Below are 19,545 nucleotides of genomic sequence, written 5' to 3' on the forward strand. Positions count from 1 at the left end.
TCGTCATGCGAACCGAACCTTCTCCCGGCTCCCTGCCGGCGCGGGAGCACCTCCCGGCCGGGAATGCCGGTACGCCTGTCCTGGACGTAGTGATCCCCGTCTACAACGAGGAGAAGGACCTCCAGCCGTGCGTGCGCCGACTGCACGAGCATCTCGCGCGCACCTTCCCGTACGCGTTCCGCATCACCATCGCGGACAACGCCTCGACGGACGCCACCCCGCTGGTGGCGGCGCGGCTGGAGGCGGAGATCCCGGAGGTCAGGTCCTTCCGCCTGGATCAGAAGGGCCGCGGCCGGGCCCTGCGGACCGTGTGGTCCGCCTCCGACGCCCCGGTCCTCGCCTATATGGACGTCGACCTCTCCACCGACCTCAACGCACTGCTCCCGCTGGTGGCCCCGCTGATCTCGGGCCACTCCGACCTCGCGATCGGCTCGCGTCTGGCCCGCTCCTCGCGGGTGGTGCGCGGTGCCAAGCGGGAGTTCATATCCCGTACGTACAACCTGATCCTGCGGGGCTCCCTGCAGGCCCGCTTCTCCGACGCCCAGTGCGGCTTCAAGGCGATCCGGCGGGAAGTGGCTCAAGTGCTGCTGCCCCTTGTCGAGGACACCGGCTGGTTCTTCGACACCGAGATGCTGGTGCTGGCCGAACGGGCCGGACTGCGCATCCACGAGGTGCCGGTCGACTGGGTCGACGACCCGGACTCGACCGTGCACATCGTGAAGACCGCGACCGACGACCTGAAGGGCGTGTGGCGCGTGGGGCGCGCCCTCGCGACCGGGTCGCTGCCGCTCGACCGGCTCGCCCGGCCGTTCGGTGACGATCCGCGCGACCGCGAACTGACCGGCGTACCCACGGGACTCGCCCGCCAGCTCGTCGGGTTCTGCATCGTGGGCGCTCTGTCCACGTTGTTCTATCTGCTGCTCTACAGCGGCTTCCGTACGTTCACTGGGTCGCAGTTCGCCAACGCGCTCGCCCTGCTCGTCTCGGCGGTCGCCAACACGGCGGCCAACCGGCGTCTCACCTTCGGCGTCCGCGGCCGCGAGCGGGCGATGCAGCACCAGGCGCAGGGCCTGGTCGTCTTCGGCATCGGCCTCGCCCTGACCAGCGGCTCGCTCGCCGCCCTGAACGCCGCGACGACCGACCCCGCGCACTCCACCGAACTGGCGGTGCTCATCGCCGCCAACCTCGCGGCGACGGTGCTGCGGTTCCTGCTCTTCCGGGCGTGGGTGTTCCCGGAACGGGACGACCACACGCCGTCGACCGTCGTCGTCTCGCACACACCTGTCACGCCTGTTCAAGCGACGACTCAACCTCCGTACGACAACCGAACCTGGGGGGACGCGACCATGCAGCTGCAGCCGGTGCGCCCGAACGATCACGACCTGAGGAACGCACGATGACGACGACTCAGCCAACCGCCGTACAGAAGACGGTTGTTCCGGCGAAGCCCACCGCGGTCCCCGAGGACGGCAGTCCCAAGCAGCCCTTCGTACGCCGCCTCTGGCGCGGGCGGCCCGAGGACCACCGCTGGGTGCGGCCCGCGTTCCTCGGCGCGCTGCTGCTGATCGGCGCGCTCTACACCTGGAACCTCACGGCCTCCGGGTACGCCAACTCCTTCTACTCCGCTGCCGTTCAGGCGGGCAGCCAGTCGTGGAAGGCGTTCTTCTTCGGCTCGCTGGACTCGGCCAACGCCATCACCGTCGACAAGCCCCCGGCTTCGCTGTGGCCGATGGCGCTGTCGGTGCGGCTGCTGGGCCTCAACTCCTTCGCGATCCTGTTCCCGCAGGTGCTCATGGCCGTCGCCACGGCGGGTGTGCTGTACGGGGCCGTGCGCCGCCGGTTCGGCTCCGCGGCCGGCTTCCTCACGATGGCGGTCTTCGCGCTGACGCCCGTCGCCGCGCTGATGTTCCGCTTCAACAACCCGGACGCGATGCTCGCGCTCCTGATGGCCGTCACGGTCTACTGCGTGCTGCGCGCCATGGAGAAGGCACAGACGAAGTGGCTGGTGTGGGCGGGTGCCGCGGTCGGTTTCGCCTTCCTCGTGAAGACGCTCCAGGCCTTCCTGATCCTCCCGCCACTCGCGCTGATCTACGTGCTCTTCGCGCCGACGACCCTGCGCAGGCGCATCGGCCAGGTCCTCCTCGCGGGCCTCTCGATGGTCGTGGCAGGCGGCTGGTGGGTCGCGATCGTCGAACTGTGGCCGGCCTCCTCGCGCCCGTACATCGGCGGCTCGCAGAACAACTCCTTCCTTGAACTGACCTTCGGCTACAACGGACTCGGCCGCATCAACGGCGAGGAGACCGGCAGCGTCGGCGGCGGGGGTGGCGGCTGGGGCGAGACCGGCTGGGACCGTATGTTCAGCTCGAACATCGGCGGTCAGATCTCCTGGCTGATCCCGGCGGCACTGATCCTGTGCGTGGCGGCCGTGGTCCTGCTCCGCAGTGCCGGGCGCAGCGACACGGCCCGTGCCGCGTTCCTCGCCTGGGGCGGATCGCTGCTGATCACCATGGTGATCTTCAGCTTCATGCAGGGCATCTTCCACGAGTACTACACCGTCGCCCTGGCCCCCTACATCGCGCCGCTGATCGGCATGGGCGCGGTCGTGCTCTGGGAGGAACGCGGCAAGATGTGGGCCTCGCTCACCCTGGCGGGCGCGATGACGGCGACCGCGGTGTGGGGGTACGTCCTCCTCAACCGCTCCTCCGACTACCTGCCGTGGCTGAAGTGGCTGGTCCTGGTCGGGGGTCTGGCCGCCGCGCTCGGCCTGACCTTCGTGAACAAGCTCGGTCGTCGACTGGCCATGGGGGTCGTCGGGTTGAGCTTCGTCACCGCGCTGGCCGGTCCGACGGCGTACACGCTCACCACGCTGAACGAGGGCCACTCCGGCTCGATCGTCACGGCCGGTCCGGCGGTCGCGGGCGGTCGCGGTGGCCCGGGCGGCGGCATGGGCGGCGGTCCCGGCGGGATGCCCGGCCAGAACCAGCAGAACGGCAACGGGCAGCGGCAGAACGGCAACGGGCAGGCGGGCCGGCCCCCGACCGGCGGATTCCCGGGCGGCGGTACGCCCGGCGGCGGTCAGAACCAGCAGGGTGGCATGCCCGGTGCCCGGGGCGACGGCGGAGGTATGGGCGCCGGCGGTGGCGGCATGGGCGGTCTGCTCAACGGTGCGACCGTCGGCGACGAGGCCAAGGAACTGCTGGAGGCGAACTCCGGTGACTACACCTGGGCCGCCGCGGCCATCGGCGCCCAGAACGCCGCCAGCTACCAGCTCGCCACCGGCGACCCGGTGATGGCGATCGGCGGCTTCAACGGCAGCGACCCGTCGCCCACGCCGGCCGAGTTCAAGCAGTACGTGAAGGACGGCAAGATCCACTACTTCATCGCGGGCGGCGGCATGGGTGGCGGCGGCAACGACAGCTCCGGCACCGCGTCCCAGATCAGCCAGTGGGTGCAGGAGAACTTCAAGGAGGTGACGGTGGGTTCGGCCACGTTCTACGACCTGACGCAGCCGACGAGCAGCTGACGGTTTCTGTCGGCGGGCGGTGACCCGGGGTGCGTACGCGCCTCGGGCCACCGCCGTTGTCGTACGACGCCGGTTACGACGCCCTTGTCGTACGTCCGGAAACCGTGTTGTACGCCGTATAGGAACTGTTCTACGGTGTACAGCATGCCCACGTCCCCCCAGGAAGAAGCCCAGGTCCAGGAGCAGGTCCAGGAGCAGCCCCAGGGCCATCCCCAGCGCTGGCTGATCCTCGGTGTCATCTGTCTCGCGCAGCTCACCGTGCTCCTCGACAACACCGTCCTGAACGTCGCGATCCCCTCCCTCACGGACGAACTGGGCGCGAGCACCGCGGACATCCAGTGGATGATCAACGCGTACTCACTCGTTCAGTCCGGACTGCTGCTCACGGCGGGCAGCGCCTCCGACCGTTACGGCCGCAAGAAGATGCTGGCCGCGGGACTCGTCCTCTTCGGCACGGGCTCGCTCTGGGCGGCCTTCGCCCAGTCGTCCACACAGCTCATCGCCGCCCGCGCGGGCATGGGCGTCGGCGGTGCGCTGCTGATGACCACGACGCTCGCGGTCGTCGTGCAGATCTTCGACGACACCGAGCGCGTGAAGGCCATCGGCCTCTGGTCGACGATCAACTCCCTCGGATTCGCGGCCGGTCCGCTGCTCGGCGGATTCATGCTGGACCACTTCTGGTGGGGATCGATCTTCCTGATCAACATCCCCGTCTCGCTGATCGGCCTTGCCGCGGTCATCAAGCTGGTGCCCGAGTCCAAGAACCCGCAGGGCGACCGCCCCGACCTCCTGGGAGCGCTGCTCTCGACGATCGGTATGGCCTCGGTGGTCTACGCGATCATCTCCGGGCCCGAGCACGGCTGGACGTCGGCGCGGGTCCTGGTGGCCGCGGCCGTCGGCGTACTGGTCCTCGGCGCATTCGCGCTCTGGGAGCTGCACATCCCCTACCCGATGCTGGACATGCACTTCTTCCGCAACCAGCGCTTCATCGGTGCCGTGGCGGGCGCGATCCTGGTCGCCTTCGGCCTCGGCGGCTCCCTCTTCCTCCTCACTCAGCACCTCCAGTTCGTCCTCGGATACGAGCCCCTGGAGGCGGGCCTGCGGCTGGCGCCGCTCGCCGTGACCGTCGTGGCCCTGAACCTCACGGGCGTCGGCGCAAAGCTGCACGCGGGGCTCGGCACACCCGCGACGATCGCGGCCGGTATGAGCATGCTCGCCGGAGGCCTCGCGGTGATCGCGCTGCTCGGCGGCGACGACTACAACGGCATGCTGGCGGGCCTCGTCATCATGGGCGCGGGCATCGCCTTCGCCATGCCCGCCATGGCCAACGCGATCATGAGCGCCATCCCGCCGGAGAAGGCGGGCGTGGGAGCGGGGATCAACGGCACGCTCGCCGAGTTCGGCAACGGCCTCGGCGTCGCGGTCCTCGGCGCGGTCCTCAACGCCCGCTTCGCCGCGCTGATCCCGGTCGCCGCGGCCTCACTTCCGGCCGCGCTCGCCTCCGCGGAGTCGGCCGGGGAGCGGGCGCGGATCATGGACGCGTTCTCCTCCGGCCTTGAGACCAGTCAGCTGGTGGGGGCGGTTGCCGTACTCCTCGGAGGGCTGCTGGCGGCCGAGTTGCTGCGGCGGGCGGTGGGTGTACCACCCAGACATTAAGTACCGGGGAGGGCGGACTCAGCGGTGGCCGCGTAACGATGTCGCGTACGAGGCACGCATAGCATCAGGCGACAGCGATACGCGCTGTGTATCGAGTACGCGCTGGATATCGAGCTCCGAGGAAGGTGCGCCATGGTGAGGGCGGGCGACCGGGCCAAGGGTCCGGCGCGGACCAGCGTCTGGCTGGAGGGCAGGCAGCGGGCTGCGCGCGGCGGTCAGCCCTCCGGGCTCGACCGGGACCGGATCACCCGGGTGACGGTGCGGCTGCTCGATGCCGAGGGGCCGGCCAAGTTCTCCATGCGCCGGCTGGCCGCCGAGCTGAACGTGACGGCGATGTCGGTGTACTGGTACGTGGACACCAAGGACGACCTGCTCGAACTCGCCCTCGACTCGGTCTTCGGCGAACTCGATCTGCCCGATCCGGAGTCGGGCGAGGACTGGCGCGATCAGCTGCGCGCGCTCGCGAGTGGGTACCGGGCGCTGCTGGTGCGCCATCCCTGGGTGTCGCCGCTGATCGGCAGCTTCCTCAACATCGGCCCGCATTCGATGGCGTTCTCACTGTGCGTGCAGCACGTGATGCGCAATACCGGGCTGCCGGCGCACGGTCAGATGGGTGCGATCGCAGCCGTTTACCAGTTCGTGTACGGCTTCGGGACGATCGAGGGACACTTCGTGCAGCGGTGCGCTTCCGCGGGCATGACGCAGGACGAGTACTTCCACCGGGCCATGAGCACGATCCGCGAACAGCCCGAGTTCGCCAAGAACTTCGAGAGCGCCACGGATCTCATGGAGGCGCGGGGTGGCGACACGGTGGAGGAGATGCGCGAACGTGATTTCAAGTTCGCGCTGGAGCTTCTGGTGGCCGGAATCGAAACGATGACGCTCCGCTGGGGGCGCGGTTCGTAAGGTGCGGGTGTGTGGGTGGCTTGTCGCGCCCCGCGGCGGAGCCGCTGATGTCACAGCCCCGCGCCCCTTGGGTGGGTGGTGGGTGCGGGGACGTGGGCCGGTGCGTCAGCCCGTCGCAGGCCGGGCATACGGCCCGGTGTCGGTACACGGTGCGGGTGACCTGAGACAGAACCTGAGCGACGGGCATACGACGCACCGGCCCACGTCCCCTCCCGCCGGTGGGAGGCTGCGGGTAGTCGGGGGTACGGGCTTTCCCAGGGCGCGTGCCCTTCCGGAGCCCGGGCTTGCTCGGGGCGCCGGGCTTTCCCGGGGCGCCGGGAGTCGCAGGCTTTGGTTTTTCAGGGGCGCGGGGCTGTGACATTAGCGGCTCCGCCGCGGGGCGCGATCAGCCACAACGCACCCGCAGCCGCGACACGCAGTGTCACCCCCCCCACCCCCTGGCGGGGGGCCTGGGGGCGCAGCCCCCAGTTTCGGGAAGGGGCGGGGCTGGGGAAAGAAACCCCCTACTCCTGCGGAGCCAGCCGCGCAGGAAAGCCGCCGGTCGCGACCGGCCCCCACCGCACCGGCGTGACCCGGATGATCGACTTGCCCTGCTTGAGCATCGCGGAGCGGTACTCATCCCAGTCCGGATGCTCGCCCGCGATGTTCCGGTAGTACTCCACGAGCGGCTCGACCGAGTCCGGCGGGTCGATGACCTCGGCCGTACCGTCGATCTGGACCCAGGGCCCGTTCCAGTCGTCGCTCAGCACGATGAGGCTCACCCGCTCGTCCCGCTTGGCGTTGCGGACCTTGGCCCGCTCGGGATAGGTCGAGACGACGATCCGGCCTGCGTCGTCGACACCGCAGGTCAGCGGAGATCCCTGCGGGCTTCCGTCAGCCCGCCGGGTGAGCAGGACGGCGCGATGGCGGGGACGTACGAAATCCAGCAGATCATCGAGGGAGACGGAGGTGTTCGTAGCGATGTTCGGTGCCATGGGGGCAGCCTAGGGTGAACGGTCGCCGAACGCCTGACGCCTAGGGCGGCAGGCCCTACGCTGACGGACATGGCAGCCGGCGACCTCAGCCCCGACGAGCAGTGGCCGCTGCCGCCCGCCTGGATGTGGGACTGCGCCGAGTGCGTCCGGCTCTACGAGGCGATGAAGCACGTCCAGGCGGTCATCGCCGGACTGCACGCCACCGAGGGGCACGACGTCGACTGGGACTTCATGGACAGCGTCGTGGGCACGCAGATCAGCCTCAGCCGCCACCTCGCCGACGCCCACTTTCAGGAACTGCCCGAGTGGGACCCCGCCTGCGCGACCTGCGCGGGCCACCAGCAGGCCCTCGCCAGAACGGACCGCGCGCCCGAAACGCGCGCCGGGACGGAGATGGTGGCCGGGGAACACCGGGCTCGCCACTTGTTCGCCCCTCCCCGCATGGTCGGCCTGATGTAAACCGGACCGTGCATCGAGTCCCCGTGGCTTCGAACTACTCGCCCGGATGGCCGAGTTCGATGTCATGGTCGTCGACACCGCGCCCGTTCACGGTCAGCGCCGTGGCCACCGGCGGGTAACCCGTCGCGATGACGGTGTACTCCCCGCTGTCCAGATCGGCGAAGGCGTACGCCCCGTCCTCCCCGGTCGTAGCGGTGGCGGCCAGGTTGCCCGCCGCGTCGACGAGCGTGACCCGGGCATCGGCGAGAGGCCCGTGCGCTGCCCGTACGATCCCCTGCAGCCGGGCGCCCGCCGTGAGGCCGACCTCGACACGGGTGACACCGGTGGCGCCGACCTCGACCGGCAGGGCGGCCGGCCGGTGACCCACCGCGTTCACCCCGACGGTCACGGTGCCCGGGACCAGCCCGGCGAACTCGAACTCGCCCTGCTCGCCGGTGTTTCCGGTGGCCAGCACATCACCGCGTACGTCCGTGACGACGACCATGGCGTCCTTGACGGGCGTACCGGTCCGGGCGTCCCGCACCACACCACTGAGCCCGCTCGTACCGCTCACGAGGATGTCGTACGAAACCGGCTCGTCGTTCACGACGATCGTCGAGGCCTGCGGCTGGAACCCGTCGGCAGAGGCGATCAGGACGTACGACCCCGCCCCCGGCGCGCCCAGCGCATAACCACCGTCGGCGTGCGTGACCGAGCGGCCCAACTGCCGTCCGCCGAGGGAGATCAGCGTGACGGCGGCCCGAGCAACGGGCGTGCCCTCGGCACCGCGCACGCACCCGCGCACAGGAATGCCTCCACCCGCGCCACCGGATTCCGCGGCGTCGGCTGTCGCGGCAACAGGGCCTGTCTGCTCGACCGAGGCCTCCTGCTCAACCGGAGCCGGAGCCGGAGCCGGAGCCGCAGTCGGAACCTCGGCAGCCTCCGCCATGGCGCCTCGTGTCCTCAGCGGGACCTCCTTGATGAAGAGGGCCATGAGGAGGGCGAGCAGTGCCAGAGGTGCGGAGTACAGGAAGACGTCCGCGACCCCGTGCCCGTACGCGCTCTCCACGACCGTGCGGACCGGCGCGGGCAGCGCGGCGAGGTCGGGGATGCTCCCGTCGCCCGTGCCGGCGTGCCCGAAGGACGCGGCCTGTGAACCGAGGCCCGCGAGACCGTCCTTGACGTAGTCGGTGATCCGGTGGGCCAGGACCGCGCCCAGCGCCGAGACGCCCATGGCACCGCCGAGGGACCGGAAGAAGGTCACCGTGGAGCTGGCGGCGCCCAGGTCGGTGGGGTCCACCTGGTTCTGCGTGCAGAGCACCAGGTTCTGCATCATCATGCCGACGCCGAGGCCCAGCAGCGCCATGAAGATCGCGATGTGCCAGTACTCGGTGTCGTACCGCATCGTGCCCAGCAGGCCGAGACCCGCGGTCACCAGCACCCCGCCGCCGATCAGCCAGCCCTTCCAGCGCCCGGTCCGGGTGATGACCTGGCCGGAGACCGTCGAGGCGACGAACAGTCCGCCGATCATCGGGATGGTCATGACGCCGGACATGGTGGGCGACTTGTCGCGGGCCAGCTGGAAGTACTGGCTGAAGAACACGGTCCCCGAGAACATCGCGACACCGACGAAGAGCGAGGCCAGAGAGGCCAGCGTGATGGTGCGGTTGCGGAACAGCCGCAGCGGGATGATCGGCTCGCTCGCCTTCGCCTCGACGAGCACGAAGAGCAGCCCGAGGACGACGGAGCCACCGACCATCGCGTACGTCTGCCAGGACAGCCACTCGTACTTGTCACCGGCGAAGGTCACCCAGACCAGCAGCAGGCAGACCGCGGCGGAGATGAGGAAGGCACCGGCCCAGTCGACCTTGACCTTCCGCCTGACGGCCGGGAGGTGCAGGGTGCGCTGGAGCACGATCAGGGCGATGACGGCGAACGGAACGCCGACGTAGAAGCACCAGCGCCAGCCCAGCCAGCTGGTGTCGGTGATGACGCCGCCGACCAGCGGGCCGCCGACCATCGCGGTGGCGAAGGTGGCACCGAGGTAGCCGTTGTACCGGCCGCGCTCCCGCGGGGCGATCATCGCCGCCATGATGATCTGGGCCAGTGCGGACAGCCCGCCCATGCCGATGCCCTGCACCGCGCGGAACGCGATGAGCGTGCCGGGATTCTGCGAAAGGCCGGCCGCCGCCGAGCCCAGCACGAAGATGACGAGAGCCACCTGGATCAGCAGCTTCTTGGAGAAGAGATCGGCGAGCTTGCCCCACAGCGGGGTGGATGCCGTCATCGTCAGCAGCGACGCGGTCACCACCCAGGTGTAGGCGCTCTGGCCGCCGCCGAGGTCGCCGATGATCCTGGGCAGGGCGTTGGAGACGATCGTCGACGACAGGATCGCGACGAACATGCCGAGCAGCAGCCCGGTCAGCGCTTCCATGATCTGCCGGTGCGTCATCGGAGCGCCGTCGGTGGAGCCGCCTGATGAGTGCTTGGCATGAGAGCCCCGCACAGCGGTCGGTGCGGTCGTGGCCATGGTCTTCCTTTTCTTACGTTCCGTCATGTCACGTCTGGTGCGGGGGTGGACGCCGCCGGCCGGCACTCGTCGAAACTGGTCCGCAGCCGACCGAGCAGGGAGTTGAGCTGCTCGACCTCGTCGTCGGACCAGTCCCCCAGGTAGTGGGCGAGCGCCCGCGTGTACCGCTCGGCGATCTCGGTGAGCATGTCCCGCCCCGCGGGAGTGAGCCGCAGGATGCGCGACCGCTTGTCGCCGGGATCGGGGGACCGGACGATCCACCCGCGCTCCGCGACATGGGCAACATGCCGACTGGTCACCGACATATCGATGGCCAACAGCTCCGCGAGCCGGCTCATCCGCATCTCCCCGTGCCGCTCAAGAAGTGTGAGCACGGCAGCGGCCCCTGCGGGGCATTCGTGCGGCAACATCCGCCCGAGGCCGCGCTTCACAGCTCCGATGGCGCTGAGCTGGCGGGCCAGCTCCCCGTACTGGTTATGAGCGGCGGCCATCACACCCTCCTTTGTTGCTCTAGGCAACCATAAGTTGTTTGGTTGCTACAGGCAAATGAAAGAGGGGGGATGGCCTTAAAACCTTGGCAAAGCACCCAGAAGCACGTCCGGCTTGAGGACGAGGCCGTTCAGGCCGATCTGAGGGGGGCCGGGGCGGAGCACCCGAGACGGTGGCACCAAGTCAGGGTGACCAGCACCAGCAGACGGCACCCCCAGCACTTGGGCAAGCCGGAGGCATTCGCTAGGGTCCAGGGCCATGGCAAACACCCAGGGCCCCCAGGGCAACAACGACCCCGCGGGCAGCACCCAGATGTTCCGCGCCTTCGTCGACGAGGCACCGCAGGGCCGCCGTCAGCAGGCAGCCCCGGCAGGCCCCCGTATCGGCGTGATCGTAGGCGTGATCGCCGCCATCGCGATCGTGGCCGGCGTGGCCTGGCTCGCGTTCATCTAACTCGGGTACGGCGACAACTCCCGTACGCCGGAGCCCTACTCCCACCGCACGGACACGTCACGCGTCTCGATGTGCATGCCCAACGGCACACGCCACGCGTCGACGCACACCGTCCAGGTCTTCTCCTTACGTGCCCCCGCGCCGACCGGTGCGGGAAGCTTCTCGGCCGACTTGATCGTCGCCCAGTCGATGCCGAGCAAGTCGATGATGTGCGTCTCGAAGGTCACCGTGCCCGAACGCACCGCGCTGCCCCCGGTGTTGTGGAAGTCGAGGGTGACCTTTTCGCACCAGCGCTTGTCGGTGGGTTCGCGTGCCGGGTCGCTCACGTTCAGCGCCGCGGGCGTATGGGGTGCCGTACCGCTGTCGCTGTCGCCCGCAGACGACGAAGGCGCCGGACTTCCTTCCGTACGTCCCTCTTCACGCCCCTCCGCGCGACCGGAACCGCCCTCGCCCCCTGACGTTCCCTGACCCGCGGACGGGGAAGGACCAGCCGCCGGTTCCGTACCCGGCTCCCGGGCTCCGCCAGAACCAGCACCATCGGGACCGGGCGCCCCCTCCGACCTCCCGCGCCCGCCATCGCCATGGGAACCCGGTGCCCCCTCCAGCGGTACCAGCGAAACCTCGCCCGTAGGAGCCGCCCCCGCCCCGGACGCCGGAGGCGAACCACCGGCCGCCCCCACCGCGACGTACCCCTCGTCATCGCTCCCGCCGCCCCCGCACGCGGCGAGTACCCCGCCCAGACACAACGCGACCGCCGCCGAGGCACCGGCCACGGCGCCCCGGCGGCCACGTATCCAAGTCACCTGACGCATCGCGCAAGTGTGGCTGACGATACGTCAGATAGAAAGAGACGGATGGGCATTGAGTGTTCCCAGGAGTGAACCTTCGCCCCGCGTATCTCGTCTGACAGAACGCCATGCCACTTCCGTCGGGTGACTCCCTTGCGGTTCGGGCAAGTTGGGACGCGAGGGTGCGTCCGGCCGGGGTGGTCAGTACTGAGCACAGAACGTCTGGAGACACCCCCACATGCGTCTTTCCCCCACTCGCATTGCCCCCGCTCACAGAACAGCGGCCCGGCGGATCACCACCGGCGTCATCGCGACCGGTGCGGCACTCGGGCTCGCGGCAGCCTCCGTCGGAACGGCTCACGCCGCGGATTCCGCGGACCGCGGCCGGCCGGGCACGCGCATCATCGGCGGCACCGAACAGCCCGACGGCAAGCACCCGTTCATGGCGGCGCTGCTGGCGAAGGGCGCCGGCAACGCCCACGACCGGCAGTTCTGCGGCGGCAGCCTGCTGGAGGCCGGCGTCGTGATGACGGCCGCGCACTGCGTCGAGGGCACGAAGCCCAAGGAGATCGAGACGGTCGTCGGCCGGACCGTGCTGTCGAAGAAGAACCAGGGCCAGCTGCGCGATGTCGCCGAGATAGTCGTCCACCCCCGCTACGCCAAGGGCGAGGGGGCGTACGACCTGGCCCTTCTGATGCTGAAGGAGCCCGTCGAGGGCATCGCCCCGGTCAACCTGCCGACCGCCGGCACGGACGCGCTGATCCGTCCGGGTGCCAAGGCAACCGTCATCGGCTGGGGCAACACCAACACCGAGGTGCCGACTCATCCGGACCGGTTGCGCGCGGTGGACGTGCCGATCGTGTCGCACATCGAGTGCAAGGCGTCGTACCCGCAGTACGACACGAAGGTCAACATGTGCGCCGGCGTCGAGGGCAAGGACTCCTGCCAGGGCGACAGCGGCGGGCCGATCTTCCGCAAGCTGCAGGGCCGCAAGGGCGTGTTCCAGGTCGGCATCACGTCATACGGCGACGGGTGCGCGGCGCAGGGGGCTCCCGGTGTCTACACGTACACCGGGTCCGCGAAGCTGTGGGACACGCTGGAGGAGTCCGCGGCGGGCAAGCGGGCGCTGAGCAGGCTGGGCCGGTGAGCCGTACGTTGAGACAGCCGCGCCTCTGAAGGTGCGCAGGTCCCGAGCCCCGTACGAACCCCCATGCGGACGGGGCTCGGGACCTCCCAACAGCCTTCGAACCAATCAGCCTTCCGACCGACCCAACAGCCTTGGACGGACGCGTCCGCCTAGTCCGAGATCAGGCCGTCCCGCAGCTGCGACAGCGTCCGCGTAAGCAGCCGGGAGACGTGCATCTGCGAGATGCCGACCTCCTCGCCGATCTGGGACTGGGTCATGTTCGCGAAGAAGCGGAGCATGATGATCTGGCGCTCTCGGGGCGGGAGTTTGGCGAGCAGCGGCTTGAGGGACTCGCGGTATTCGACGCCCTCCAGAGCCGTGTCCTCGTAGCCGAGGCGGTCCGCCAGGGAGCCCTCGCCGCCGTCGTCCTCGGGGGCCGGGGAGTCGAGCGAGGACGCGGTGTACGCGTTGCCGACCGCCAGACCGTCGACCACGTCCTCCTCGGACACGCCCAGTACGGCGGCGAGCTCGGGCACCGTCGGGGAGCGGTCCAGCTTCTGGGAGAGCTCGTCGCTCGCCTTCGTCAGCGCGAGCCGCAGCTCCTGGAGCCGGCGCGGAACGCGGACCGACCACGAGGTGTCGCGGAAGAAGCGCTTGATCTCCCCCACGACCGTCGGCATCGCGAACGTCGGGAACTCCACGCCCCGTTCGCAGTCGAAGCGGTCGATCGCCTTGATCAGGCCGATCGTGCCGACCTGGACGATGTCCTCCATGGGCTCGTTACGGCTGCGGAAGCGGGCTGCCGCGTAGCGCACCAGCGGGAGGTTGAGCTCGATGAGGGTGTCTCGGACGTAGGCGCGCTCCGGGCTGTTCTCGTCGAGTGCGGCGAGCCGCAGGAACAGGGAGCGGGACAGGGTGCGGGTGTTGATGGCTTCCGAGGTCGGGGGGGCCGGGGCCGGAGGGGCCGGGAGAACCGCTACATCGACAACCGGTACATCGACACTGTGAAGCACGTCGGGCGCGGACTCGCTCTGCGCGAGCTCAAGCACCTTCGAGCTGCCCTGATCTGCGGACATGCCACCCCCTTTGGGTCGCGGACGGTCGCGGCGGACGCTCCCGTCGAAGGAACGCAGCCTCCACCTGAATACCGGAGGCAGAGCTGCGGCAAACGCGCTTCCGGAAGAATGTCACATGTCGGCAACACGCTGTAGTGACTTGTCGACTCTGAGAGGGTCAATCAGCCCTGGAAAAAGGGGGTCTGGCCAATTTTCGCCGCAGAACTGACGGGAAATCACCTTGAGGGTGATTCGCTCCTGCGAGCTACGACTCGATCCTGTTTGCGGATCGCAGCCGGGCGAAACTCCGGGCGAGCAGCCTTGACACATGCATCTGGGAGACACCCAGTTCGGCGCTGATCTGGGACTGGGTGAGATTGCTGTAGTAGCGCAGCAGCAGGATGCGCTGTTCCCGTTCCGGGAGCTGGACCAGGAGGTGGCGTACGAGGTCGCGGTGCTCGACTCCGTCCAGCGCCGGGTCCTCGTAACCGAGCCGGTCGAGCAGGCCCGGCAGCCCGTCACCCTCCTGGGCCGCCTCCAGGGAGGTCGCGTGGTACGAGCGTCCGGCCTCGAGGCAGGCCAGTACCTCCTCCTCGGCGATCCGCAGCCGTTCGGCGATCTCGGCGGTGGTGGGCGAGCGCCCGAACGCCGTCGTGAGGTCCTCGGTCGCGCTGTTCACCTGCACCCACAGCTCGTGCAGCCGGCGCGGTACGTGCACGGTGCGGACGTTGTCGCGGAAGTACCGCTTGATCTCGCCGACGACGGTCGGCATCGCGAAGGTCGGGAACTGCACGCCGCGGTCGGGGTCGAAGCGGTCGATCGCGTTGATCAGCCCGATCGTGCCGACCTGGACGACGTCCTCCATGGGCTCGTTACGGCTGCGGAAGCGGGCGGCGGCGTAGCGTACGAGCGGCAGATTGGCCTCGATGAGCGCGCTGCGTACGCGATGGTGCTCGGGCGTGCCCGGCCGCAGCTCCTTCAGCTCCCCGAAGAGCACCTGTGTGAGCGCCCGGGTGTCGGCACTGCGACGCTTCTCGGGGGCAGGAGCAGGCGCCGGGGCATCTTCCTGGGGCGGCGCAGTACTGGCCGACACGGTCAACGCCACCTCTTTGTCCATCAACTCTTGCAAACCGTGCAACTCATCCGTCAAAAGCGGTCATAGCATCACAAGACATGTCCACTGTGTGCAAGCACCGCAAAGAGTGGTGTTGATTCCCGGATGAGACCGTAAGGCGCATTTCGGCCCCGCATCATTCCGATACGGGGCTGGGGCGGGCCTGAGGAAGAGGCTCTACGAGGCGACGTGTGGCCGTACGCCTCAGTCGTTGGCCCCGTTGGCGAGCCACGTCATGAAGTCGCCGACGGCCTGAGCGGCGTTCGATATGCCCTCGAACCCCATGGTCATGTAGTCGCCGGCCTTGTCCGGGTCGGTGATGATCACGTACAGCACGAAGACCACGAGCGCATAGATGGCGATCTTCTTCGAATTCACCGCCACCGCGGCCTCCCCTGTTGACCTGCTTGTCGACCTGCTGCCCCGCCGGGACCCGTGTTCGCCGGCGGTGAGTGTAACTCGGGCACTTGTCCTACCACCGATTCCGTCTTCGGCACATCTCCCCACACACCCCGCACGCACTCCGCACACACGAAAGGCCCCGTCTCTCGACGGGGCCCTTCCGAAGCGGTAGCGGAGGGATTTGAACCCTCGGTGACTTGCGCCACACTCGCTTTCGAGGCGAGCTCCTTCGGCCGCTCGGACACGCTACCGGGAGAGATCCTAGCCCACGTTGGGGTGTGCGCCGAAATCCGTTTCGAGGCCGCTTCGGGAGCGGGGTGGGTCAGCGGTCGCGGAAGAAGTCGGTGAGCAGGCGGGCGCACTCCCCGTCGAGTACGCCGCCGATCACTTCGGGGCGGTGGTTGAGGCGCCGGTCGCGTACGACGTCCCAGAGGGAACCGGTCGCGCCGGCCTTCGCGTCGCGGGCGCCGTAGACGAGGCGGTCGACGCGGGACTGCACGATGGCGCCCGCGCACATCGTGCAGGGTTCGAGGGTCACGACGAGCGTGCAGTCCGTCAGCCGCCACTGTCCCAGCTCGGCGGCGGCGCGGCGGATGGCGAGGACCTCGGCGTGCGCCGTGGGATCGCCGGTGGCTTCGCGTTCGTTGTGTCCGGTGGCGAGCACCGTCGTCCCGTCCGCGGACAGGACGACGGCGCCGACGGGGACGTCCCCGCCCCGGACGGCCAGTCGTGCCTCGTCCAGTGCGAGCCGCATCGCGGCCCGCCAGCGGCCGCGTACGGGGTCGTGCGCCTCCTGAGCGGTCAGCGGACGGTCTCCAGGACCTCCGCCGCGCCCAGGACTTCGGCGATCTCGTTCAGTGCGTCATTGCTGTCCAGGGCGAGCAGTTCCTTCTCGTTCACGCCGAGGTCGGCGAGGACCTCGCGGTCTCCGATGGGTCCGGACGGCACGGCCTCGCCCGAAGCGGTGCCGCCGGCGTCGTCATCGTCGTCGGAATCGTTCTCGGGTTCACCGTCCTCCGTGCCGTCGAGGTCGAGGGAGTCCAGGTCCGGGACGTCGTCGTCGCCCGGCTCCCTTCCGAGCAGTTCGTCCGTGAGCAGGATCTCGCCGTACGAGCTGCGGGCTGCTGCGGCGGCGTCCGAGACGTAGATACGAGGGTCCTCCTCGCCGTCCACGCGGACGACGCCGAACCACGCGTCCTCCTGCTCGATGAGTACGAGGACCGTGTCGTCTTCGGGCGAGGCTTCACGGGCCAGGTCGGCCAGGTCCGACAGGGTCTCCACATCGTCGAGCTCTGTGTCGCTCGCTTCCCACCCGTCTTCGGTGCGCGCGAGCAGTGCGGCGAAGTACACCGTGACTCTCCCACTGGTCATAGGCGTGCCGGTTGGGGATCCCCCCGGCGGAGGTTGCGGACGGGGAGCGCTGCGCCGAGCCCCGCCCACTCGGAATCGTGGCAGAAACAGAGCGTTCAGGAGAGGTCTTCGGCACGCTGTGTCCCGGTCGCGTCTTCACGGCCGTACGCGTGGCCCCTCACCTGGGCGCTCGGCGCCCGCCGTCAGCGGGATGGTACGCCGAGGAGAGCGCCGTGACGCAACGGCTGACCGGCGGCGACCCGTACGCCCCACGAGTGGCGCTCCGTTGTCCTGTGTACAGGCCTGTACGTGTCTGGCGTGGCCCACCGCCTACCAACGGAACGTGCGCATCCGCATGGCGTGCCGCAGCCGCGCGGTCTTGACCCGCCGCGGCTGCACCCGATCCCGCAACTCCCGCGCCTCGGCGAGGTCCCGCAAGAACTGAGCCCGCCGCCTACGCCGCTCGGCGTCACTTTCGGCCACTGAGGCGGCGCCGACATCACCAACGGTTCCGGCGCCTCCGATGGCGCCAAGGGTGCCCGCACCTCCGGAGTCGGCGGCGGCGCCCGGGCGCGGCGGGCCTCCGGTGGCCGTTTCGGGCGAGCCGGACTTCTGGGCGGTTTCCCGCGGAGCCTGCGGAGGGCTTGCGCGGCCGGTCCTCCCCGGCGTGGCGGCTGAGGACCCGGCAGCCTTTCGCTGTGCGGGCTTTCGCTGTGCGGGCGCGGCGCCGCCCGCCAGCTCTCCCCCGGCGCCCCGACCGGAGGTCGCCCGCAGCGCGGAGCTGTTCGTGGACTCCCCGGGTCGGCCGGAGGTCGCCTGGTTCTGTTCCCCGTTCCGCATAGGTCACCACCCCAGTCCGTCCCTGCCACCTTCCCTCGAATGGGCGGTTTGATGCCGGTTCGGGTTTGCGGGGGCGTGGAGGTGGGGCCCGGATACCCTGGTCGCATGCGTCTTCACGTCGTCGACCACCCTCTGGTCGCCCATAAGCTCACCACGCTGCGCGACCAGCGCACCGAGTCCCCGACCTTCCGGCGGCTGGCCGACGAACTGGTCACCCTGCTCGCCTACGAGGCCACCCGTGACGTGCGTACCGAGCAGGTCGACATCGTGACGCCGGTGGCCGGTACCACCGGCGTCAAGCTGTCCCACCCGCGTCCCCTGGTCGTACCGATCCTGCGGGCCGGCCTCGGCATGCTGGACGGCATGGTGCGCCTTCTGCCGACCGCCGAGGTGGGTTTCCTGGGCATGATCCGCAACGAGGAGACGCTCCAGGCGTCCACGTACGCGAACCGCATGCCGGAAGACCTCTCCGGCCGCCAGGTGTACGTGCTCGACCCCATGCTCGCCACCGGCGGCACCCTCGTCGCGGCCATCCAGGAACTGATCAAGCGCGGCGCCGACGACGTGACCGCCGTGGTGCTCCTGGCGGCCCCGGAGGGCGTCGAGGTCATGGAACGCGAGCTGGCCGGCACGCCGGTGACCGTCGTGACGGCGTCCGTCGACGAGCGGCTCAACGAGCACGGCTACATCGTGCCGGGCCTCGGAGACGCGGGGGACCGGATGTACGGGTCTGCCGAGTAACCGAACCCGAACCCGGGGCCGGGACCTGATGGCCTGTTTGACCGGCTGGTCGGAGAGTCGGCTGGTCGGCTAACAGCCCTGCTTCGTCGGTGACGGCGTCGGTGTCGGCTTGGCCAGTGTGGTCATGGCCTTGTCGGCGTCCGCCTTCGTCGCCAGTGCCTTGAAGCCGGTGCCGATGATGAGGTCGACCTCGGCGGGCTTCGTACGGGTGTCGGTCTTCAGCTGGGCGTCGGCCAACTGGGTGCGGAGTACGGGGAGCGCGCTGTCGGTGGCCGCCGCGGAGCCGAGCAGTATTCCGGTGCCCTTGACCTTCTTGTCGTACTCCTTCGTCGCGTTGCCGACCTCGCCGATCTTGAAGCCGCGCTTCTTGAGTTCGTCCGCGGTGCTCTTGGCGAGGCCGCTGCGGGGCGTGGCGTTGAGGACGTTCACGGTGATCTGGCCGGGCTTGGGGAGGGCCTTGACCGGCCGCTGCGAGGGGGACGGTGACGGCGAGGGCGTGCAGTCCGCTGCCGCGCCCACCGCGTCGGCCTTGTCGCCGCCCGTGAACACGTCGATGAGCTGCAGCGTTCCCCAGCCGAGCAGACCGAGTGCGGCGACGGACGCGATGACCGCGAACGCGAGCCTGCGGCGCCCCCGATTGCGGCGCATCCGCGGGTACTTGTCCCCCGTGATCTTGTACCGGCCGCCCATGCCAGGGGGAGTCAGCATGCTCATGGGCGCAGCGTAGTGCGCATGAGCGGCTATGCCTACTAGATGATCAATGCCGGGCTCAGTCCAACCCGGACGGCCCAACGCGGGGTTCGGCTCGCTCGGCCGAACCCCGTCGCTCAGTCGAGCTCGAGGACCCTCGCGTGCAGTACCTGGCGCTGCTGGAGCGCGGCGCGGACGGCTCTGTGCAGGCCGTCCTCCAGGTACAGATCGCCCTGCCACTTCACGACATGCGCGAAGAGGTCGCCGTAGAACGTCGAGTCCTCGGCGAGCAGCGTTTCCAGGTCGAGCTGGCCCTTGGTCGTCACCAGCTGATCGAGGCGGACCGGGCGCGGCGCGACATCCGCCCACTGCCGGGTGCTTTCCCGGCCGTGGTCGGGGTACGGCCGGCCGTTTCCGATGCGCTTGAAGATCACACGGAAAGCCTACCGGTCATGACCTTCCGGGCGCAG

Annotated in this window: 20 protein-coding genes and 1 tRNA gene; 8 read left to right on the top strand and 13 right to left on the bottom strand. The window is 69.4% G+C overall.

All coding sequences use genetic code 11. From position 1 onward, the window contains the following. The first annotated feature begins 5 nt into the window (after positions 1-5). The 4 genes from ABD357_RS32790 to ABD357_RS32805 all read left to right on the top strand — a co-directional run bounded on the left by ABD357_RS32790 (position 6) and on the right by ABD357_RS32805 (position 6,085). Complete coding sequence (locus ABD357_RS32790) at positions 6-1,400, top strand: bifunctional glycosyltransferase family 2/GtrA family protein (protein WP_344394652.1); 1,395 nt, start codon at positions 6-8, stop codon at positions 1,398-1,400. Then, positions 1,397-3,523, top strand: coding sequence for an ArnT family glycosyltransferase (locus ABD357_RS32795; protein WP_344394653.1), 2,127 nt, complete (start codon positions 1,397-1,399; stop codon positions 3,521-3,523). Before ABD357_RS32790 ends, ABD357_RS32795 begins: the two co-directional genes overlap by 4 nt. Before the next feature lie 144 nt (positions 3,524-3,667). Next, a complete protein-coding gene (locus tag ABD357_RS32800; RefSeq protein ID WP_344394654.1) occupies positions 3,668-5,179 on the top strand; it encodes an MFS transporter in 1,512 nt (503 codons plus the stop codon). A gap of 132 nt (positions 5,180-5,311) precedes the next feature. Further along, positions 5,312-6,085 carry a TetR/AcrR family transcriptional regulator gene (locus ABD357_RS32805; protein ID WP_344394655.1) on the top strand — a complete coding sequence of 258 codons (774 nt, stop codon included), beginning with the start codon at positions 5,312-5,314 and terminating at the stop codon, positions 6,083-6,085. A 503-nt stretch (positions 6,086-6,588) separates the two neighbouring features. On the opposite strand, the gene ABD357_RS32810 is transcribed toward ABD357_RS32805, so the two are convergent. After that, positions 6,589-7,059 (bottom strand): PPOX class F420-dependent oxidoreductase, encoded by a 471-nt coding sequence (locus ABD357_RS32810; protein ID WP_344394656.1) that lies wholly within the window; start codon positions 7,057-7,059, stop codon positions 6,589-6,591. 69 nt (positions 7,060-7,128) lie between these two features. Between ABD357_RS32810 and ABD357_RS32815 the strand changes: the two genes are divergently transcribed. Beyond that, positions 7,129-7,518, top strand: coding sequence for a hypothetical protein (locus ABD357_RS32815; protein ID WP_344394657.1), 390 nt, complete (start codon positions 7,129-7,131; stop codon positions 7,516-7,518). Positions 7,519-7,552: 34 nt separating this feature from the next. Here ABD357_RS32815 and ABD357_RS32820 read toward each other — a convergent pair whose 3' ends face one another. Together ABD357_RS32820 and ABD357_RS32825 are read right to left on the bottom strand one after the other, a co-directional pair. Next, positions 7,553-9,949: an MFS transporter gene (locus tag ABD357_RS32820; protein WP_486389235.1), complete on the bottom strand. Its 2,397-nt coding sequence runs from the start codon at positions 9,947-9,949 to the stop codon at positions 7,553-7,555. 101 nt (positions 9,950-10,050) lie between these two features. Further along, the gene (locus tag ABD357_RS32825) at positions 10,051-10,518 is read right to left on the bottom strand and encodes a MarR family winged helix-turn-helix transcriptional regulator (protein WP_344394659.1); all 468 of its coding nucleotides are present in this window, start codon (positions 10,516-10,518) and stop codon (positions 10,051-10,053) included. Between the two features lie 256 nt (positions 10,519-10,774). Between ABD357_RS32825 and ABD357_RS32830 the strand changes: the two genes are divergently transcribed. After that, entirely contained in the window at positions 10,775-10,969 is a 195-nt protein-coding gene (locus ABD357_RS32830) for a hypothetical protein (protein ID WP_344394660.1), read from the top strand. Positions 10,970-11,004: 35 nt separating this feature from the next. Here ABD357_RS32830 and ABD357_RS32835 read toward each other — a convergent pair whose 3' ends face one another. After that, complete coding sequence (locus ABD357_RS32835; RefSeq protein WP_344394661.1) at positions 11,005-11,295, bottom strand: hypothetical protein; 291 nt, start codon at positions 11,293-11,295, stop codon at positions 11,005-11,007. Positions 11,296-11,995: 700 nt separating this feature from the next. Between ABD357_RS32835 and ABD357_RS32840 the strand changes: the two genes are divergently transcribed. Next, complete coding sequence (locus tag ABD357_RS32840; protein ID WP_344394662.1) at positions 11,996-12,904, top strand: S1 family serine peptidase; 909 nt, start codon at positions 11,996-11,998, stop codon at positions 12,902-12,904. Positions 12,905-13,053: 149 nt separating this feature from the next. Here the strand turns inward: ABD357_RS32840 and ABD357_RS32845 are convergent, their stop codons facing one another. The 7 genes from ABD357_RS32845 to ABD357_RS32875 form a co-directional block, all read right to left on the bottom strand. Next, the gene (locus tag ABD357_RS32845; protein WP_344394663.1) at positions 13,054-13,959 is read right to left on the bottom strand and encodes an RNA polymerase sigma factor SigF; all 906 of its coding nucleotides are present in this window, start codon (positions 13,957-13,959) and stop codon (positions 13,054-13,056) included. A 244-nt stretch (positions 13,960-14,203) separates the two neighbouring features. Next, a complete protein-coding gene (locus ABD357_RS32850; RefSeq protein ID WP_344394664.1) occupies positions 14,204-15,055 on the bottom strand; it encodes an RNA polymerase sigma factor SigF in 852 nt (283 codons plus the stop codon). A gap of 201 nt (positions 15,056-15,256) precedes the next feature. Next, positions 15,257-15,436: a hypothetical protein gene (locus ABD357_RS32855; protein WP_344394665.1), complete on the bottom strand. Its 180-nt coding sequence runs from the start codon at positions 15,434-15,436 to the stop codon at positions 15,257-15,259. A gap of 184 nt (positions 15,437-15,620) precedes the next feature. Further along, positions 15,621-15,705: transfer RNA gene (locus ABD357_RS32860), tRNA-Ser, on the bottom strand. A 71-nt stretch (positions 15,706-15,776) separates the two neighbouring features. Continuing rightward, the gene (gene tadA / locus ABD357_RS32865) at positions 15,777-16,208 is read right to left on the bottom strand and encodes a tRNA adenosine(34) deaminase TadA (RefSeq protein ID WP_344394666.1); all 432 of its coding nucleotides are present in this window, start codon (positions 16,206-16,208) and stop codon (positions 15,777-15,779) included. Positions 16,209-16,255: 47 nt separating this feature from the next. Continuing rightward, positions 16,256-16,804: a tRNA adenosine deaminase-associated protein gene (locus ABD357_RS32870; protein WP_344394716.1), complete on the bottom strand. Its 549-nt coding sequence runs from the start codon at positions 16,802-16,804 to the stop codon at positions 16,256-16,258. 330 nt (positions 16,805-17,134) lie between these two features. Continuing rightward, entirely contained in the window at positions 17,135-17,329 is a 195-nt protein-coding gene (locus ABD357_RS32875) for a hypothetical protein (protein ID WP_344394718.1), read from the bottom strand. A gap of 420 nt (positions 17,330-17,749) precedes the next feature. On the opposite strand from ABD357_RS32875, the gene upp reads away from it, so the two are divergent. Next, the gene (upp, locus tag ABD357_RS32880) at positions 17,750-18,385 is read left to right on the top strand and encodes a uracil phosphoribosyltransferase (protein WP_344394668.1); all 636 of its coding nucleotides are present in this window, start codon (positions 17,750-17,752) and stop codon (positions 18,383-18,385) included. A 69-nt stretch (positions 18,386-18,454) separates the two neighbouring features. Here the strand turns inward: upp and ABD357_RS32885 are convergent, their stop codons facing one another. Further along, positions 18,455-19,099: a LytR C-terminal domain-containing protein gene (locus ABD357_RS32885; protein WP_344394670.1), complete on the bottom strand. Its 645-nt coding sequence runs from the start codon at positions 19,097-19,099 to the stop codon at positions 18,455-18,457. Between the two features lie 113 nt (positions 19,100-19,212). Beyond that, positions 19,213-19,509, bottom strand: a complete 297-nt coding sequence (locus ABD357_RS32890) for a type II toxin-antitoxin system VapB family antitoxin (protein WP_003999914.1) — start codon at positions 19,507-19,509, stop codon at positions 19,213-19,215. Positions 19,510-19,545: the final 36 nt, after the last annotated feature.

This window comes from Streptomyces vastus (genome assembly GCF_039532825.1).
Taxonomy (GTDB): Bacteria; Actinomycetota; Actinomycetes; order Streptomycetales; family Streptomycetaceae; genus Streptomyces; species Streptomyces vastus.

What these genes read in the sequence shown, in the direction of transcription:
- ABD357_RS32790 (WP_344394652.1), top strand. Translation starts at nt 6, where the DNA reads ATGCGAACCGAACCTTCTCCCGGCTCCCTGCCGGCGCGGGAGCACCTC.
- ABD357_RS32795 (WP_344394653.1), top strand. Translation starts at nt 1,397, where the DNA reads ATGACGACGACTCAGCCAACCGCCGTACAGAAGACGGTTGTTCCGGCG.
- ABD357_RS32800 (WP_344394654.1), top strand. Translation starts at nt 3,668, where the DNA reads ATGCCCACGTCCCCCCAGGAAGAAGCCCAGGTCCAGGAGCAGGTCCAG.
- ABD357_RS32805 (WP_344394655.1), top strand. Translation starts at nt 5,312, where the DNA reads ATGGTGAGGGCGGGCGACCGGGCCAAGGGTCCGGCGCGGACCAGCGTC.
- ABD357_RS32810 (WP_344394656.1), bottom strand. Translation starts at nt 7,059, where the DNA reads ATGGCACCGAACATCGCTACGAACACCTCCGTCTCCCTCGATGATCTG.
- ABD357_RS32815 (WP_344394657.1), top strand. Translation starts at nt 7,129, where the DNA reads ATGGCAGCCGGCGACCTCAGCCCCGACGAGCAGTGGCCGCTGCCGCCC.
- ABD357_RS32820 (WP_486389235.1), bottom strand. Translation starts at nt 9,949, where the DNA reads ATGACGCACCGGCAGATCATGGAAGCGCTGACCGGGCTGCTGCTCGGC.
- ABD357_RS32825 (WP_344394659.1), bottom strand. Translation starts at nt 10,518, where the DNA reads ATGGCCGCCGCTCATAACCAGTACGGGGAGCTGGCCCGCCAGCTCAGC.
- ABD357_RS32830 (WP_344394660.1), top strand. Translation starts at nt 10,775, where the DNA reads ATGGCAAACACCCAGGGCCCCCAGGGCAACAACGACCCCGCGGGCAGC.
- ABD357_RS32840 (WP_344394662.1), top strand. Translation starts at nt 11,996, where the DNA reads ATGCGTCTTTCCCCCACTCGCATTGCCCCCGCTCACAGAACAGCGGCC.
- ABD357_RS32845 (WP_344394663.1), bottom strand. Translation starts at nt 13,959, where the DNA reads ATGTCCGCAGATCAGGGCAGCTCGAAGGTGCTTGAGCTCGCGCAGAGC.
- ABD357_RS32850 (WP_344394664.1), bottom strand. Translation starts at nt 15,055, where the DNA reads ATGGACAAAGAGGTGGCGTTGACCGTGTCGGCCAGTACTGCGCCGCCC.
- tadA (WP_344394666.1), bottom strand. Translation starts at nt 16,208, where the DNA reads ATGCGGCTCGCACTGGACGAGGCACGACTGGCCGTCCGGGGCGGGGAC.
- upp (WP_344394668.1), top strand. Translation starts at nt 17,750, where the DNA reads ATGCGTCTTCACGTCGTCGACCACCCTCTGGTCGCCCATAAGCTCACC.
- ABD357_RS32885 (WP_344394670.1), bottom strand. Translation starts at nt 19,099, where the DNA reads ATGAGCATGCTGACTCCCCCTGGCATGGGCGGCCGGTACAAGATCACG.